At 65.2% G+C, this 16,436-nt stretch carries 15 protein-coding genes and 1 tRNA gene; 11 read left to right on the top strand and 5 right to left on the bottom strand.

The window, feature by feature from the left end:
• Positions 1 to 4 precede the first annotated feature (4 nt).
• Genes ACP7BL_RS06690 through ACP7BL_RS06675 form a run of 4 tightly spaced genes read left to right on the top strand, consistent with a single transcriptional unit; the run spans position 5 to position 3,400 of the window.
• On the top strand, positions 5 to 664 hold the full coding sequence (locus ACP7BL_RS06690) for an HAD hydrolase-like protein (protein ID WP_033966048.1): 660 nt from the start codon (positions 5 to 7) through the stop codon (positions 662 to 664).
• 43 nt (positions 665 to 707) lie between these two features.
• Positions 708 to 1,787, top strand: coding sequence for an MBL fold metallo-hydrolase (locus ACP7BL_RS06685; protein ID WP_426257917.1), 1,080 nt, complete (start codon positions 708 to 710; stop codon positions 1,785 to 1,787).
• Between the two features lie 49 nt (positions 1,788 to 1,836).
• Positions 1,837 to 2,712, top strand: coding sequence for a dienelactone hydrolase family protein (locus ACP7BL_RS06680; RefSeq protein ID WP_426257916.1), 876 nt, complete (start codon positions 1,837 to 1,839; stop codon positions 2,710 to 2,712).
• A gap of 55 nt (positions 2,713 to 2,767) precedes the next feature.
• On the top strand, positions 2,768 to 3,400 hold the full coding sequence (locus ACP7BL_RS06675; protein WP_341202964.1) for a glutathione S-transferase family protein: 633 nt from the start codon (positions 2,768 to 2,770) through the stop codon (positions 3,398 to 3,400).
• Positions 3,401 to 3,454: 54 nt separating this feature from the next.
• Here the strand turns inward: ACP7BL_RS06675 and ACP7BL_RS06670 are convergent, their stop codons facing one another.
• A complete protein-coding gene (locus ACP7BL_RS06670; protein ID WP_426257915.1) occupies positions 3,455 to 4,915 on the bottom strand; it encodes a DEAD/DEAH box helicase in 1,461 nt (486 codons plus the stop codon).
• A 95-nt stretch (positions 4,916 to 5,010) separates the two neighbouring features.
• Positions 5,011 to 5,598: a hypothetical protein gene (locus tag ACP7BL_RS06665; RefSeq protein ID WP_426257914.1), complete on the bottom strand. Its 588-nt coding sequence runs from the start codon at positions 5,596 to 5,598 to the stop codon at positions 5,011 to 5,013.
• Between ACP7BL_RS06665 and ACP7BL_RS06660 the strand changes: the two genes are divergently transcribed.
• From ACP7BL_RS06660 to ACP7BL_RS06650, 3 genes are all read left to right on the top strand, one after another.
• Positions 5,554 to 7,029 carry an FAD-binding oxidoreductase gene (locus ACP7BL_RS06660; protein WP_426257947.1) on the top strand — a complete coding sequence of 492 codons (1,476 nt, stop codon included), beginning with the start codon at positions 5,554 to 5,556 and terminating at the stop codon, positions 7,027 to 7,029. The genes ACP7BL_RS06665 and ACP7BL_RS06660 overlap by 45 nt on opposite strands.
• Before the next feature lie 61 nt (positions 7,030 to 7,090).
• Positions 7,091 to 7,861 (top strand): SapC family protein, encoded by a 771-nt coding sequence (locus tag ACP7BL_RS06655; protein WP_126847910.1) that lies wholly within the window; start codon positions 7,091 to 7,093, stop codon positions 7,859 to 7,861.
• A gap of 1 nt (position 7,862) precedes the next feature.
• Positions 7,863 to 8,423 (top strand): cytochrome b, encoded by a 561-nt coding sequence (locus ACP7BL_RS06650; RefSeq protein WP_426257913.1) that lies wholly within the window; start codon positions 7,863 to 7,865, stop codon positions 8,421 to 8,423.
• A gap of 169 nt (positions 8,424 to 8,592) precedes the next feature.
• On the opposite strand, the gene ACP7BL_RS06645 is transcribed toward ACP7BL_RS06650, so the two are convergent.
• Positions 8,593 to 9,441 carry an N-formylglutamate amidohydrolase gene (locus ACP7BL_RS06645; RefSeq protein WP_137902794.1) on the bottom strand — a complete coding sequence of 283 codons (849 nt, stop codon included), beginning with the start codon at positions 9,439 to 9,441 and terminating at the stop codon, positions 8,593 to 8,595.
• A 111-nt stretch (positions 9,442 to 9,552) separates the two neighbouring features.
• On the opposite strand from ACP7BL_RS06645, the gene cpdR reads away from it, so the two are divergent.
• Together cpdR and ACP7BL_RS06635 are read left to right on the top strand one after the other, a co-directional pair.
• On the top strand, positions 9,553 to 9,930 hold the full coding sequence (gene cpdR, locus ACP7BL_RS06640; protein WP_033966056.1) for a cell cycle two-component system response regulator CpdR: 378 nt from the start codon (positions 9,553 to 9,555) through the stop codon (positions 9,928 to 9,930).
• Between the two features lie 77 nt (positions 9,931 to 10,007).
• A tRNA-Val gene (locus ACP7BL_RS06635) sits at positions 10,008 to 10,082 on the top strand.
• A 19-nt stretch (positions 10,083 to 10,101) separates the two neighbouring features.
• Here the strand turns inward: ACP7BL_RS06635 and ACP7BL_RS06630 are convergent.
• Positions 10,102 to 11,109, bottom strand: coding sequence for a LacI family DNA-binding transcriptional regulator (locus ACP7BL_RS06630; RefSeq protein WP_033966054.1), 1,008 nt, complete (start codon positions 11,107 to 11,109; stop codon positions 10,102 to 10,104).
• A 130-nt stretch (positions 11,110 to 11,239) separates the two neighbouring features.
• Here ACP7BL_RS06630 and ACP7BL_RS06625 point away from each other — a divergent pair, with 130 nt between their 5' ends.
• Positions 11,240 to 13,516 (top strand): glycoside hydrolase family 3 N-terminal domain-containing protein, encoded by a 2,277-nt coding sequence (locus tag ACP7BL_RS06625; RefSeq protein ID WP_426257912.1) that lies wholly within the window; start codon positions 11,240 to 11,242, stop codon positions 13,514 to 13,516.
• Here the strand turns inward: ACP7BL_RS06625 and ACP7BL_RS06620 are convergent.
• Complete coding sequence (locus ACP7BL_RS06620; protein ID WP_137902792.1) at positions 13,500 to 14,870, bottom strand: MFS transporter; 1,371 nt, start codon at positions 14,868 to 14,870, stop codon at positions 13,500 to 13,502. The two genes, ACP7BL_RS06625 and ACP7BL_RS06620, sit on opposite strands and share 17 nt — an antisense overlap.
• A gap of 117 nt (positions 14,871 to 14,987) precedes the next feature.
• Here ACP7BL_RS06620 and ACP7BL_RS06615 point away from each other — a divergent pair, with 117 nt between their 5' ends.
• A complete protein-coding gene (locus tag ACP7BL_RS06615) occupies positions 14,988 to 16,430 on the top strand; it encodes a glucoamylase family protein (RefSeq protein WP_171010516.1) in 1,443 nt (480 codons plus the stop codon).
• The last annotated feature ends 6 nt before the right edge of the window (positions 16,431 to 16,436 follow it).

Raw genomic sequence — 16,436 nt, 5'->3', positions numbered from 1 at the left:
GACCATGTCCGATCCGCGCTATCGTTTGGTGATCTTCGATTTCGACGGAACGCTGGCCGATAGCGGGGACTGGTTCCTGTCGGTCGCCGATCATCTCGCCGACCGGTTCAAGTTCCGCAAGGTCGCCCCCGAGGAGGTTGCGTCCTTGCGCGGGCGCACCTCGGGGGAGGTGATCCGCCATCTCGGCATTCCGCGCTGGAAATTGCCCAAGATCGGGCGCTACCTCCATCGCCTGTTGGCCGAGCAGACCGACCGGATCGCCTTGTTCGAGGGCGTTACGCCGTTGCTGCGGCAATTGGCGGACAATGGCGTGCGCATGGCGCTGGTCACTTCCAATGCCGAGCATAATGCCCGTGCCATCCTTGGCCCCGAAAATGCCGCGTTGATCGAATGGTTCGAATGCGGCGCATCCTTGTTCGGCAAGGCACCGCGCTATCGCCGGGTGTTGCGCAAGAGCAAGGTGGCGATCGAGCATGTCATCTCGATCGGCGACGAGACGCGCGACGTGGTGGCGGCGAAGAAGGTCGGCATCTGTTCGGGCGCGGTGTTGTGGGGTTATGCCAATCGCGACGGGCTGGCGCGGCTGAATCCGGACATCATGTTCGAATCGCCCGACGAGGTGCTGCGGCTGTTGCTGGGCGAGGAGGCGACGCTCCTTGCCTGAGGAAATGCGTGACTTGGTACGGCACCCCGCGCTAACCGATCGCATGTCCATTGCAGAGGCGGCCGTCCCGGTCGAGCAGAGCTTCGTCCCGACCAGCCATAAGGGGCTGACCTATCCGTATGGCGGGGCCGAGCCAGCGCCCGGCACGGTGATGCGTGTGGCCCCCGGCATCGGCTGGGTGCGGCTGCACGTTCCGGGACCGCTCAAGCATGTCAATTGCTGGCTGCTCGACGATGCGGCTGGCGTGGCGCTGGTCGATACCGGCATGAACACGCCCGAGGCGCGTGCGGCGTGGGAGGCTTTGGGGCGGGGGCCTTTGGCGGGCGTGCGGGTGACGCAGATGGTCGGCACGCATTTCCATCCCGATCATATCGGTTTGGCGGGCTGGATATGCGACACGCATGGCTGCCCGCTGGTGATGACGCGCGGCGAATGGCTGACCGCGCGGATGCTGGTCGCCGATGCGCGCGATGCGGTGCCGCATGAGATGATCGCCTTTTGGCGTGGCGCGGGGTGGGACGATGCGCAGATCGCCCATGCCAGCGAGCGTGGCTGGGCGGGGTTCCGCCGGATCGTCACGCCGCTGCCACTCGGCTATACCCGCATCCAGCATGGCGATACGCGGCTGATCGGCGCGGTCGAGTGGCAGGTGGTTGTCGGGTCGGGTCACAGCCCCGAACATGCCTGTCTGTACGATCCCGTCGGCAAGGTGCTGATCTCGGGCGACCAGGTGTTGCCGCGGATCAGCCCGAATGTTTCGCTCGGCGTGACCGAGCCTGCGGCCGATCCGCTGGGCGAATGGTTCGACTCGATCGCGCGGTTGAAGGCATTGCCCGACGATGTGCTGGTGCTGCCGGGACATGGCGATCCATTCACCGGCTTGCACGCGCGGCTCGATGCGATGGACCGCGAACATCGCGAGCGGCTCGACGAACTGGAAGTGTTTCTGGCCGAACCGCGCCGCGCGATCGACTGTTTCGGGCGGCTGTTCCGGCGCGCGATCGGGCCCGACATGCTCGGCATGGCGACGGGCGAAGCGCTGGCGCATGTCCGGCGGCTGGAGGTCGAAGGGCGCGCGGTGAAGACGATCGAGGACGGCGTGTGGTGGTATCGCGCGGTTTGACGGGGTAGCTTGGCGAAGTGCCGGGGGGCGAATCGTTTGAGGAATGCTCATGCCCGATATCCGCGATCGCGCTATCCAGATTTACGACGCCTTCACGCATGAGCATCGCGACCGCCGCGCCCTGTTGCGCGAAATGGTCGGCCTGGTCGGATCGGTCGCTGCTGCCGAAGTGCTGATCGCCGGGATTGCGGCTTCGCCCGCCGCCGCTTCGATCACCCAGCCCGATGACCCGGCGCTGGTGACGCGCAAAGGTCCCTATGCGATCGGGCCGGGCAAGCAATTGACCGGCTATTTCGCGGCACCCAAGGATGCGAAACACGCTGGCGCGGTCATTGTCGTGCATGAAAATCGCGGGCTGACCCCGCATATCGAAGATGTCGCCCGGCGTGTGGCGCTGGCCGGCTTTCAGGCGGTCGCGCCCGATTTTCTGAGCGACCAGGGTGGCACTCCCGTCGACGAGAACCTCGCCCGCGACATGATTGGCAAGGCTGATCTTACCGCGATCACCGGGGAAGCCGTCGCCACGATCGGCGCAATGTCGGCGCAGCCGGGCGCGAACGGCAAGGTTGGCATTATCGGCTTTTGCTGGGGCGGGGCGCTGGTCAATCGTGTTGCCGTGGCGGCGGGCAACGCGTTGGCGGCGGGTGTCGCTTATTATGGCCCGGCACCCGATCCGGCCGAGGCGGGGGCGGTCGCGGCCCCCTTGCTGCTGCATTATGCGGGTAAGGATGCGCGCGTCGCGGCAACCGGCGTGCCGTGGGTTGCCGCGTTGAAGGCGGCGGGCAAGGACGTGACTGCATATACCTATGACGGCGTCGATCACGCCTTCAACAACGACACCTCGGCTGAACGCTATAACAAGCCCGCCGCTGACTTGGCGTGGGAGCGGACGGTCGCGTTTCTGCACCAGCATCTTGACGGGTAGGGGACTTTCGTTCCACTAATGTTCCGAAGAATCGCTGGGCGATATCTGGGGGAGAATGATCGTGGCGGACCTGACCTTTTACACCAACCCGATGTCGCGCGGCCGGATCGCGCGCTGGATGCTCGAGGAAGTCGGCGCACCTTATGAAACGGTGCTGCTCGATTATGCCACGACGATGAAGGGGGAGCCGTATTTGTCGGTCAACCCGATGGGGAAAGTGCCCGCGATCGTCCATCACGGGCATGTCGTCACCGAATGCGCGGCGATTTGCGCCTATCTCGCCGACGCCTTTCCCGAGGCCGGGCTGGCCCCGCCGACGACGGCGCGGGCGGACTATTATCGCTGGCTGTTCTTCGCGGCGGGGCCACTCGAACATGCGATCACCAACCGGTCGCTTGGCGTTACGCCGACCGATTCGCAGCAGCGCATGGCGGGGTACGGATCGTACGATCTGGCGGTCGATACTCTGGAAAAGGCGGTGTCTGCGCATCGCTATTTCGCGGGCGACACCTTTACGGCAGCGGATGTCTATGCCGGGTCGCAAGTGGCCTGGGGCGTGCAATTCGGGTCGCTGCCCAAGCGCGCGGCCTTTGAGGACTATCTTGCGCGCGTGCAGGAGCGGCCTGCCTATCAGCGCGCGAACGAGATCGATAACGCGCTGATGCCGACACCGGCGTCGGCGGCGTAACGGCCGCACTCCACCGCCGGATAGCGTGTCCACCGCTGCGCGGCGGTGGCACGCTCAGTCGGTCAGCGTCAGTTTGGCCAGCAGGAAGTTCGGCATCGGGCCGTTCCAGCCGCCATCGTCGACCGCATCGATTGGCTCCAGCGGTTCTTCGCGCTCGGCGGGCGCGCTACGCGGCGGGCGGCTGGTACGGGCGGGGCGATCTTCGCGCGGTGCGCGTGCCTCTCGCGCCGGGCGTTCGGCGCGCGGCGGACGTGGCGGGCGGGCAGGGCGCTCGACCTCGGATGGCGCTTCCTCCGCTTCAACGACGGGCACCGCGACCTTCGCGGCAGCCTTGGGACGCCGACGTGTTTTCGGGGCAGCTTCGCGCGGCGCTTCTGGCGTGTCGTCGGCAGCGGGGGCGGTGCCGGTCTCGTAGCGCTCGATCTTCAGACCGGTCAGTTTTTCGATGTTCTGGATGTTTTCGGCGTCGTCGGGCGTCGCGAAGGTGAAGGCGATGCCGGTCGCGCCCGCGCGGCCGGTACGACCGATGCGGTGGACATAATCGTCGGGGTGCCACGGTGCGTCATAGTTGAAGACGTGGCTGACGCCCTTGATGTCGATGCCACGGGCGGCGACGTCGGACGCGACGAGGATCTTGATCTCGCCCTTCTTGAAGCGATCGAGCTCGGCAATGCGTTGCGCCTGCTCCATATCGCCGTGAATTTCACCCGATGCGAAGCCCGCACGCTGCAGCGCCTTGTTGAGCTCACGCACCGTCGTCTTGCGATTGGAGAAGATGATGCCGGTCTGCACGTCTTCCGCCCGCAACAGCGAGATCAGTGTATCGCGCTTCTTGGCGGCGGAAACGTTGACCAGCCACTGCTTGATGTTGACGTTGGCGGTCGCGGGCCGCGCGACCTCGATCGTCTTGGGATTGTCGAGGAACTTGTCGGCCAGCTTCTTGATCGGCGGCGGCATCGTTGCCGAGAACAGCAACGTCTGCCGCGTCTTGGGCAATTTGGTGCAGATTTCCTCGATATCGGGGATGAACCCCATGTCGAGCATCCGGTCGGCCTCGTCGATCACCAGCATCGAGCAGCCCGTGAGCAGGATTTTCCCGCGCCCGAACAAATCCATCAAGCGGCCCGGTGTGGCGATGAGAACATCCACGCCCTTTTCGAGCGCGGCGGTCTGGTCGCCCATCGAGACGCCGCCAATCAGCAGCGCCATCGAGAGCTTGTGATATTTACCGTATTTCTCGAAATTCTCGGCGACCTGCGCGGCGAGTTCGCGCGTCGGTTCGAGGATCAACGAGCGTGGCATCCGCGCGCGCGACCGGCCCTCACCGAGAATATCGATCATCGGCAGCACGAAGGCGGCGGTCTTGCCCGTGCCCGTCTGCGCGATGGCGACCAAGTCCTTGCCCATCAGCACAGAGGGGATCGCGCTCGCCTGGATCGGAGTCGGCTCGGTATAGCCGGACTCGTTGACGGCGCGCTGGAGTTCGTCGGAAAGGCCGAGATCGGCAAAAGTCATGCGGTATCCGGAAAAAGCGCCCGGGCGAAGCGCCCGCGAACGGTTGAAAAGCGCTTGCCGATCAGGGGCGAAATGTCAAGGTAAACGCGGACGTTCTACTTGTTCCTGGTGATCAAACGCTTGAAAGTGTCAATTCGGCAGGCGCTGCCCGATCGCGCGCGAATCGAGTCTCGTCCGGCGCAGACCATGCCGTCGGGTGTGGCCTTGAGGTAAAGGCCCGAATAGAAATCGAGCGCCGGGCATTTGTTGTCGAACCGCGCGCGCAATCGCGTATCGTCGATGAGGATCAGATCAACGCTGTCGTCGCCCGAGATAAGCGCACCCTCCACCGCTGCCATAGCCACGCATTTCGGCCCTTTTTTCTCCGTCACGCGGGGTGGTGCGGGTTCCGAACGCCGAGACGCAGGCCCGCCGAGGACGCGTGGAATGCGGATTATGATGCGTTGGTGAATGGTCAACTGGGCCAGCGCAACGCCATCGCTATGCGCCATCGCGGCCGAACTGGTCGACGCGAGCGCAAGGAGCAATGAAGCGGGAAGGGCGAAGTTGGGCATAAAGATAAAGGCCAGCGTTACCGTGAATGGTTGAATGCCGGATGAATTGGCGTCTGACCATGCGGATGGTAGGGCAAAAGAATGATGAATGCCCCATTCCCGAGCGGCAATGCCACCGCCGCCCAGCAAAAGGTCATCCACGCAGCCCAGGCGGTACTGGGGGCAAAGGCGGTGACGACGGACGCGGAGGACATCGCGCCGTGGCTGACCGACTGGCGCGGGCGTTTTCACGGCCGCACTCCCGCGATTTTGTCGCCGGATAGTACCGCGGGCGTCGCCCACATAATGCGCCTCGCCGCGGAATATCGGGTGCCGCTGGTGCCGCAGGGGGGCAACACGTCGATGGTGGGCGGCGCTACGCCCCCTTCCGACGGGTCGGCGCTGATCCTGTCCTTGCGGCGGATGAATCGGATACGGTCGATTGATCCGGTCGCCGGCTTGGCGGTGGTGGAGGCCGGGGTGATTCTGGCGGATCTCCATGCCGCCGCCGCCGCGCATGGCTTGCGCTTTCCGCTCACGCTTGGCGCGCGCGGCAGTGCCACGATTGGCGGATTGGCGTCGACCAATGCCGGGGGCACGCAGGTGCTGCGTTTTGGCACCATGCGCGGGCTGGTTGCCGGGGTCGAGGCGGTGCTGCCGGACGGGCAGATTCTCGACGGGCTGGCTGCCCTCAAGAAGGATAATCGCGGCTACGATCTCGACCATCTGCTGATCGGGGCCGAGGGGACGCTCGGCATCATCACGGCGGTGACCGTGCGCCTTTATCCGGCGGTGCTGCAGCGGGCGGTGGCGTGGGCCGGGGTGCCCGATCCCGAGGCGGCGCTGGCTTTGCTGCGGCGGCTCGAGCGCACAAGCGATTCGATCGAAAGTTTCGAGATCATCCCGGGCGATTCGCTGGCGCTGGTCCTCGACCACGTTCCCGGCACACGTGCGCCGTTGACCGGGCAGCATGCGTGGCACGTGCTGATCGAGGCGACAACCGCCAATGCCGCAGCCGAATCGCCCGCCATATTGCTGGAGCGGGAACTGAGTGCCGCGATGGCCGATGGCCTGGTTGCCGATGCGACGATCGCAGCATCGGAAGCGCAAGCGGAAGCGTTCTGGCGCATCCGCGATTCCTTGTCTGCGGCTGAACGGGCCAGCGGACCAGCAGTGCAGCACGATATCTCGGTCCCGGTGGCGACGATGCCGCGTTTCATGGTCGAGGCTGCCGCCGCCGCCGAGGCGCGCTTCCCCGGCACACACGCCACGGCGTTCGGGCATCTGGGCGACGGCAACGTGCATTTCCACGTCCGCGCTCCAATGGGGGCCGACGCAACCCGCTGGTATGGGGAGGATGCGCCGCACGTAACGCGATTCGTCCATGATCTGGTGGTTGCAGCGGGTGGTTCGATTTCGGCCGAACACGGTATCGGACAGATGAAGCGGGCGGAATTGGAGCGTTTGTCCTCGCCCGCGCGCCTGGCGTCGCTGCGCGCGATCAAAGCGGGCCTCGATCCGCAGGGATTGATGAATCCCGGCAAATTGCTCGGCCTTGCAGAAACGCCGCGCGCACCATAGAGCCAGCGGCCATCAGGCATAGCAAGCCGCGTGCTTTATCTTAGTCGATGGAGAATTTCTGATGGCCAGCGCGCCGCAATCCCTTCCGCTGTTCTACAACGCGCTCGAGCCTCTTTCGAGCGAAGCGCACGCTGCCTTCCGTTTTCGCGCCCTGGACCGGGCTACTTTCCTGGTCGGCCAGCACGCCATTCCGATTACGGTGGATGAATTCGTTGCGGCACAGCGGTCGCTGCCGATCGTCTTCACCAGCGGCGACGACGCGATCCCGATCGCGCTGATGGGCCTGAACGAGGGCGTCAACGTGTTCATCGGGGACGATGGCAAGCTGACCGAAGATCAGGTCTATGTGCCCGCGTATGTGCGCCGCTATCCTTTCATGCTGGCGCGGCTGCGCCCCGATGCCGAAGAACTGTCGCTGTGCTTCGACCCGACGGGCGAGACGATCGGCACGTTCGACGAGGGCGAGCCGCTGTTCGCCGACGGTAAGCCGACCGAGATCGTGCAGAATATCCTCGCCTTCAACGAGCAGTTCGAGCAGGCGGGCGCGCGCACCGCGAACTTCATGAACGAGCTTCGCGAACTGGACCTGCTGATGGAAGGCGAGGTTACGCTGCAGATCGAAGGCAATGACAAGCCGTTCATCTATCGCGGCTTCCAGATGGTGAACGAGGAAAAGCTCAACGAACTGCGTGGCGACCAACTGCGCAAGATTCAGAAGTCGGGCCTGTTGCCGTTGCTCTACGCGCACCTGTTCTCGCTCTCGACGCTGCCGCAGGTGTTCGACCGTCAGGTCAAATTGGGCAAGGCCCCCGTCCCGCAACTGATCGACTAAGATGACGCGCAGCGCGATCATCGTGCTGGACCATTATACGCGCGGGGCGGTCTGGTTGCACTGGATCGTCGCCGCGCTTGTATTGGTCAATCTGGTGATCGGGCTGTTGCATGACTCGCTGCTGGAAGGGGTGAGAGGGGCGATCCCCTTTCACATGGCGATCGGGCTGTGCGTGCTGGTGCTGACGGTCGCGCGGGTGGCGTGGCGGCTGGTGTATCGCCCGCCGCCGCCGCCCGCGAAATCGGCGGCGTGGGAACGCGCCGTTGCCGGGCTCGCCCACGGCGCGTTTTACCTTTTGCTGTTGGCATTGCCGATCACCGGCTGGATGCTGGTATCGCGCAAGCCGGTCGGCGTCGCGTTTTCGTGGTTGGGCGTGTTCGACGTACCAGCGCTCCCGATTTCCCGGGCAGCCAGCGGGGCGGCCCATAGCGCGCACGGCCTGCTTGGATATGCAATGGTCGGGCTGATCGTACTCCATGTCTGTGCCGCGCTGCGTCACCATTTCGTGTTGCGCGACGGTACGCTCACGCGGATGATTCCGGCGTTGGCGCGACCGAAATAGGCTCCGCTGATCCGGCCGAAATTTGGCCCTTGAAGCGCGAAAACCTCTTACCTATATCTGTTGCACGCGGCTTCGTGTTCCCCCCTTTCGCGGGGCCGCGCGGCACCCTTTCAGGGTGCCTCCTCCCTGAACCTTGGCCACCGCGTGCTGCATTGCACGCGGTGGTTTTTTATTCGGCCGCAATCGATAGCGGGGTTGCGGCCTCATCGGCCAGCGCGTCGATCATATCCCGCAACATCCGCGCCACCGCCGGAAGCGTATCGCCTGGGCGATCCCCTGCAGGATCGAGATAGAGGCTGCGGTCGAATTCGATTTGGATGGCATGCACCCCGTTTGCGGGCCGTGCGTGGGTATCGAGGATATGGCCCCCGGCATATGGGGTGTTTAGCGCGGTTTTAACACTGTGTCGGTGCGCCGCGGCCTCGACTGCCGCGATGAAGCGGGTACCGGCACTACGCCCAAACCGATCCCCGATGACCAGTCTTGGTTGGTCCGGTCCGAGCGACGGCATGGAATGGATGTCGAGCAGCACGGCGGTGCCAAAGCGCGCCCGGGCTGCGGCCAGCGCGCATGCCAGCGCGGCGTGATAGGGGCGGTGGTCGTTGCGGATGCGGGCGTTGACGTCATTGGCGTCAAGCCGACGCCGCCATAATTCCCCGGCCCCCGCGACTCGTCGCGGCACGAGCCCCAGCCCGCCGCGCAGCTTGGCAGAGGCGTGTGGCATTGCGGTCCAAGCCGCGCCTTCGTCGATTGCGGGATCGCGTTCCTGCTCGGAACGGTTGAGGTCGATCCAGGCGCGCGCTCGACGCTGCACGAACAGCGCTTCATCGCGGTGCGCGGCCAGCGCCACGGCATCGATATAGCGGTCTTCCAGCACCGTTGCGGCAGCAAGGGGAACCCGCAGCGCCGCCCGTAGCGCAAGTGGATAGTCGCGCCCGGCATGCGGTACCGACAGCACGATCGGGCTGAGCGGCGGATCATCGCCAAAGCGGTCGAAGGCGCATTCCGGAGCGGTCATCTCCTCCCTTTGTAGCACAAGCCACGCAGCGATCCGGCTGGAAAATATTAAGGGCTTTGCGCATAGGAAAGGATGGTAAAGCGCAGCGAGGCTGCGAGGCGGGATTTTGGAATGATACGCATTTTGCTGGCCGAAGATGATCGCGTGATGCGCGAATATCTGACTCGTGCGCTTGAACGGTCCGGCTATGCAGTGGTGGCGGTCGATCGTGGCACAGCGGCGATTCCCTTGCTGGAGACCGAGCATTTCGACCTGCTGCTGACCGATATCGTGATGCCGGAAATGGACGGCATCGAACTTGCGCAGAAGGCGGGGGACATGTTGCCGGATCTGCGGGTGATGTTCATCACCGGCTTTGCCGCAGTGACGCTGAAGGCGGGCAAGACGATGCCGCAGGCACGCGTGCTGTCCAAGCCGTTTCACCTGCGGGATCTTGTGCTCGAGGTCGATCGCATGTTCGAGCATGAACGCGTGAGCGACAATATTTAAATCGTGCAGGAGACGCTTGCGCGACGGCCAAGCCTTCGTTAAAGGCCGCCCCTCGCCAGGCATCGCCACGGCGAAGTGGGCGTGTAGCTCAGTGGTAGAGCACTGTGTTGACATCGCAGGGGTCGCAAGTTCAATCCTTGCCACGCCCACCATTAAAAGGGCCGTCAACTCTCAGAGTTGGCGGCCCTTTTCTGTTTTCGCCAATGTGCTGGCCCGGGCGATGATCTGGGGCACGATGCGCCGGACGTCGGTGTCCGTTTCACCGGCGAGGATCGCGGCAATGCGCGATACCGCCTCCGCACCGATCTCGGCGATCCCGACGCGCATCGTGCTGAGCGCGGGTGTTACGAAACGCGCGAGGGGAATGTCGTCGAATCCCGCCACTGCGATGTCGTCGGGAACCGCCAGTCCGGCGCGTTGAAATGCCACCATCGCACCAATTGCCATCATGTCGTTCGCGGCGAACAAGGCATCGGCGCGTTCCGCATCCGCGATCAATTGCAGTGCCGCCGCCGTGCCCGTTTCCTCTTCGAAATTGCCGGTCAGGATTCGCGGGCTGAGGCCGTGCCGGGCCATTGCCTCGCGGTAGCCGGCGATGCGTTCCTCGGCGTCGCGGTTGCCACGGGGGCCGGACAAATGAACGATCCGTCGTCGCCCGGAAGCGATCAGATGCTCGACCATCGCGTCGGCCCCGGCGGCGTTGTCGATACGGAACTGCGGATGATCCGCCGCTACGTCCGGGCAACTGATGAGAACGGTTGGCAAGCTTGTCGGCAGATGCGTCAGCAGCCGCTCGGGGTCGATATCGGGGGCCATGAGGATCAGAGCGTCGACGCGTCCCCGCATAAACTGCAACGTTTCGGTTCCCCGCCGGTCGCCATGCATGTTGGACAGCAGCAATTGCAGCCCGCGGGCCGATGCCTCGCCGTCCATGCCACGCAGCGCTTCAGAATAGAATTCTCCGTGCAGGTCGGGGAGCATCACGCCGATCGCGTTGGTTTGCGCGAGGCTGAGGCTTCGCGCGCCGGTGTGCGGCACGTAGCCGAGCGCGGCTGCCACGCTCTGGACCCGCTCGCGCAGGTTTGCGCGGACGTTGCCGTGGCCGTTCAGTGCGCGCGACACGGTCGCGATAGAAACGTTCGCTGCGCGGGCGACGTCGCGGATGGTGGCGTGCGCCATAAGGGGAGCAATCTCCAGCCGTTCGTTGGGCCACGCTTGCACCACGAATGGGGGAATTCGGCAAGGCTCTTGCTGTAACCGGTTACATCACTGTACCAAGACCGAAATCGGGAGGATTGAGGTGGATAACATGCAGGTTTCGCGACGTAGCTTGATGCTTGGCGGCGCGGCTGCGCTGGCGTGGCGGGCGTCTCCGGCACAGGCTTTGATCGCGACGCTGGGCGAAGGCGTTCTGCCGACCGCAGTCGAAGCCCTGATCGGCATGATGACGCTGGAAGAGAAGGCCGGACAGCTCACGCTGATGGCCGCGGCCTGGGCCGGGGGAGCCGCCAATCGGCTCAACCCGATCACACCGACCGGTGGGTATGCGTCGCAACTCGCCGACGCCAAGGCGGGCCGCCTAAGCGGCGTGTTCAACGGCAATGGTGCGAAGATGGCGCACGAAATGCAGCGCGCGGCGATGGCCAGCCGGTTGAAAATTCCGCTGATCTTCGCCGCCGACGTGATCCACGGCTTCCGCACCGTCTTCCCGGTACCGCTTGGGGAAGCGTCGAGCTTCGATCCCGCGCTTGCCGAACGCACCGCGCGCGTCGCGGCGGTCGAGGCGTCTGCAGCCGGGATCGACTGGACCTTCGCGCCGATGGTCGACATTGCGCGCGATGCCCGCTGGGGGCGTGGCGTCGAGGGCGCGGGCGAGGATGTGCTGCTCGGGGAGGACATGGCGCGCGCGCGGGTGCGCGGTTTCCAGGGCGATGCGCTGACCGCGAACGACGCCGTGATGGCCTGTGCCAAGCATTTCGCCGCCTATGGCGCGGCCGAGGGCGGGCTGGATTACAATACGGTGGACATTTCGGAGCGCAGTTTGCGGGAGGTCTACTTCCCGCCGTTTCAGGCGGCGCTCGACGCCGGCGCGCTGTCGGTGATGGCGGCGTTCAACGAAGTTGCGGGGGTGCCGGCGACCGCGAATCACTGGCTGATGACCGACGTGTTGCGCGACCAATGGGGCTTTAGCGGGCTGACGGTGTCCGACTATACTGGCGACGAGGAACTGGTCGCGCACGGCTTTGCCGCCGATGCGCGCGACGCGGCGCGGCTGGCGTTCCTCGCCGGGGTCGATATGAGCATGCAAAGCGCGCTTTATCTCAAATATCTGCCCGATCTGGTGACGTCCGGCGCGGTGCCGATGGCGCGGCTCGATCAGGCTGTGCGCCGGGTGTTGCGCGTCAAGGTCGCGCTTGGCCTGTTCGCCGATCCCTTCCGCCGCATCGATCCGCAGCGCGAAGCGGCCCGCATCGGCACTCCTGCGCATCGGTCGGTGGCGCGTGAGTCGGCGCGGCGGTCGATCGTCATGCTCAAGAATGATGGTGCACTGCTGCCGCTGCCACAAAACCGGAAAATCGCGCTGATCGGGCCGTTCGCGGCGGGGCAGCACGACTTGATCGGACCGTGGAACGTCTATGGCTCGGATGCTGAGGCAATCGATCTCGCGACGGGGGTGCGGGCGCTCGCCGGGCGTCAGGCGCAGATCACCGTCACGCAGGGGTGTGGCATCGAAACGCCGCTCGACGGCGGAATCGCAGCGGCGGTGGCGGCCGCGCATGCGGCCGACATCGTCGTGCTCGCGATCGGCGAGGGGCAAGACATGTCCGGCGAAGCACAGGCGCGCACCGAGATCGTGGTGCCCGCCGCACAGCAGGCCCTGGCCGAAGCCGTCGCGGCCACCGGCAAGCCGATTGTCGTTCTGCTCAAGAACGGCCGTGCGCTGGCGCTGGATGGCGCGGTGCTCGCAGCGCCTGCGATCCTGGTGACGTGGTTCCTCGGCTCGGAAGGGGGGGCGGCGATCGCCGAGATTCTGTTCGGCCATGCCAGCCCTTCGGGACGACTTCCGGTGAGCTTCCCGCGCGCGCCCGGTCAGGTGCCATATTATTATGCGCACAAATCGACCGGGCGGCCCAATCCTGACGGCCCGCTGGCGCCGTTCAAGGCGCATTATCGCGGCATTCCCAATTCGGCCCTGTTTCCGTTCGGGCACGGCCTGACGTACGCGAACGTGGACTATGCCGCACTGGAGATTGACCACGGCGACACGCTGGCCTGGGATGGTACCCTGATGCTTTCGGCGACCGTCACCAACACCGGCAAGGTCGCGGTGGACGAAGTGGTTCAACTCTACATCCACGACATAGCGGCGAGCATCACGCGCCCGGTGCGGCAGCTCAAGGGCTATCGGCGCGTGTCGCTGGCACCGGGCAAGTCGGAGAAGGTCAGCTTCACGCTGCGGCGGTCCGATCTGGCCTTCGTCGGCGAGTCCCTGAAGCCGACGGTCGAGCCAGGCGCGTTCCGGGTCTGGATCGCGCCATCGGCCGAAGCGGAGGGCGTTTCGGGTACCTTCACGCTGGCGGCGTAGCGTCTGTTCGCTGCGCCAGCGTCGCGACAATCCGTCGATGGGTGTCGCGCCGCAGCGGGTTCGACGCCATTGCGCGCGCCGACAGTATACAGCCGATGATCGGGGCTGCGACCATGATCCAACGGATGCCGGTAAGGACGTGCGGTGTTTGCGGCACTTGGGGGGCATAGCCAATGGCGGCATAGGCAAAACCGGTGATCGCGGTCGCGGCACCGATAGAGACCTTCTGCAGGAACGCGGCGACGCCGAACGACAGTGCTTCGACGCGGACACCGCCATGATATTCGCCATATTCCACCGTGTCCGGCAGCATCGCCCAGAAGACGAAGCTGAACGCGGCGAGCGCCGCCTGCATCGTCACCAGGAACAGGTCCGCACGCCACGCCGCACCATCATCGCTCAACGCAAAGGCGATACTGGCTACGGTCGCCAGGGCGACGGCACCGAGCCACAGTGCGCGGCTGCCGATCCGATGTCGCACGACCATCCACAAGGGCACGGTCAGGCCCCCGGCCACACCCATCAGCGCCAGCGCGGTCGTCCCCGCAGACTCGTCGTGGACGATATAGGTGAAGTAATAGAGCACCGAGCGGGTCATCATCGTCGTTGCCACCGCGACGCACATCATCGCGGTGCACAGCGTGACGAACGCGTAATTGGTCGCAAGCGTCCGCAGGCCGTCGCGCAGCGAGGCATGCGGCCTGTCGCGCCGCGGCGAGCCTGCGCGGGCGGGGGTGCCGCGAGCGACATGGAGCAGCACTGGCGTCGCGACCAGCGAGAAGACGGCGGCGGCACTTAGCAGCCCCTTCGTGCTGGTCAGGCTGCCTGACACGGCGAGCGAAATGCGCTCGGTCGCGAGCGACACCACGACGACGGCGACGGTGCCGAAGACCATCCGCAGCCCCGCGATCGCTGCGCGGTCGCGGCTGTCGCTACTGATCCGCACGCTCCACGCGGCGTAAGGGATGTTCACCAGCGCGTAGAGCGAGCGAAACACGAACTGGGCGACGAGCAATGCCCCGAGAAATAGCGCTCCGTGAAATGGCGGTGCCAGGTACAGCAGTGGGAACGCCAGGCCGAGCGGAACAGCCCCCAGGCCGACCGTCCGGGCATAGCTACCGCGCCCACGCTCGACCCACATGCCGGTCAGCAGATCGGCCATTCCGTCCCACACCGAACCCAGCATCGCAATCAGGCCCGCAACCTGCGGGGCCAGATGGAGCACGTCGGTATAATAGAAGAACAGGAAGAGGCTCGAACTCTGCCAATACAGATTGCAGGCGAAATCGCCCGAGGCAAAACGCAGTCGTGCGGGCCAGGAAAGCTGTGGCGCGGGAGGAACCGAATCTGCCATTCACGAGGCGATAGCACATCGCCCGGATCGATCCGCATTTCGCTTGACCACCATCTGTAACCGGTTACATCGGGGCCGCGGCTGATGCATCACCCCTGCACAGCATGGAGAGGCCAATTGATCGATCGTCGTTGCTTCAGCGCCACCGCGCTCCTTGCGGTCGGCGGACTTGCGGCAGATCGGGCGGCGGCGCTGGCAGGCCGACGGCCCAAGCGCACGACGGGGGCAACTCCGCTGCCCGCCTTGTTGGACGATCTCGAACACCGCACGTTCCGCTGGTTCTGGGACACTGGCAATCCCGCAAACGGCCTGGTCCCCGACAGCTGGCCCAATCCCGCTTTCTGCAGCATCGCAGCGGTCGGCTTTGCGCTGACAGCCTATCCGATCGGTGTGGCGCGCGGCTGGATCAGCCGGTCCGCCGCACGTGCGCGGACGCTGGCGACGCTGCGCTTCTTTGATCGCGCGCCGCAGGGTCCGGCGGCCGACGGCGTTACCGGTCATCAGGGATTCTTCTACCACTTCCTGCACATGGACAGCGGCCTGCGGTATGGCGATGTCGAGCTGTCGTCGGTGGACAGCACGATGCTGTTCCTCGGCATGCTGTTTGCCGCCGAATATTTCGACCAGGACCATCCCGACGAGCGCGAGATCGGTCGTCTCGCCCGGACGATCTACGCCCGCGCCGACTGGGAGTGGTTCCGTCGTGGCGCGGCGGCGATTTCGATGGGCTGGCATCCCGGCCAGGGTTTCATCGCGCGCAGCTGGGATGGTTATAACGAAGGCATGATGGTCAACCTGCTCGCGCTCGGGTCGCCCACACACCCGGTCGCGGCGAATATCTGGGACGCCTGGTGCGCGCCTTACCCGCAGTGCTGGCGCGGTAGCGGCGACACGCGTCGGCTCGCGTTCGCCCCGATGTTCGGGCATCAGTATAGCCAAATGTGGATCGACTTCCGTGGGATCCGCGACGCCGCGATGCGTGCGGCGGGGCTTGATTATTTCGAGAACAGCCGACGCGAAACCTGGGCGCAGCGCAGCTACGCGATCCGCAATCCGATGGGATGGGACGGTTATTCGCGGGACGTCTGGGGACTGACCGCTTGTGTCGGCCCGGCCGATGTCGAGCATGATTTCAAGGGCACCCAGCGCAGCTTCCGCTCCTATTCGGCGCGCGGGCCGATCGACGAGCCCGATGGCTATGACGACGGCACGATCGCGCCGACCGCCGCAATCGGCTCGCTTGCCTTCGCGCCGGAAATCGTGGTTCCCGCAACGCTGGCGATGCATGCGCGCTATGGCCCGTGGCTGTATGGCGACTACGGCTTTTACGACGCCTTCAACCCGAGTTTTCGTTGGAGCGACAAGCCGGTGCAGCTTGGCGTCGTCGACCCGGCGCGCGGTTGGGTTTCGCGCAATTATCTCGGTATCGATCAAGGACCGATCCTTGGCGCGATCGCGAATGCGAAGGAGGATTTCATCTGGCGCACGATGCGACGCTCGGGCCCGATCCGCCTGGGGTTGCAGCGCGCCGGCTTCACTGGCGGATGGCTCGCCGCATAAACCGAC

This window comes from Sphingomonas sp. DC1600-2 (genome assembly GCF_049897605.1).
Classification (GTDB): domain Bacteria; phylum Pseudomonadota; class Alphaproteobacteria; order Sphingomonadales; family Sphingomonadaceae; genus Sphingomonas.
Note: the sequence above shows the minus strand (reverse complement) of the source record. Positions and strands in the feature narration are given on the sequence as shown.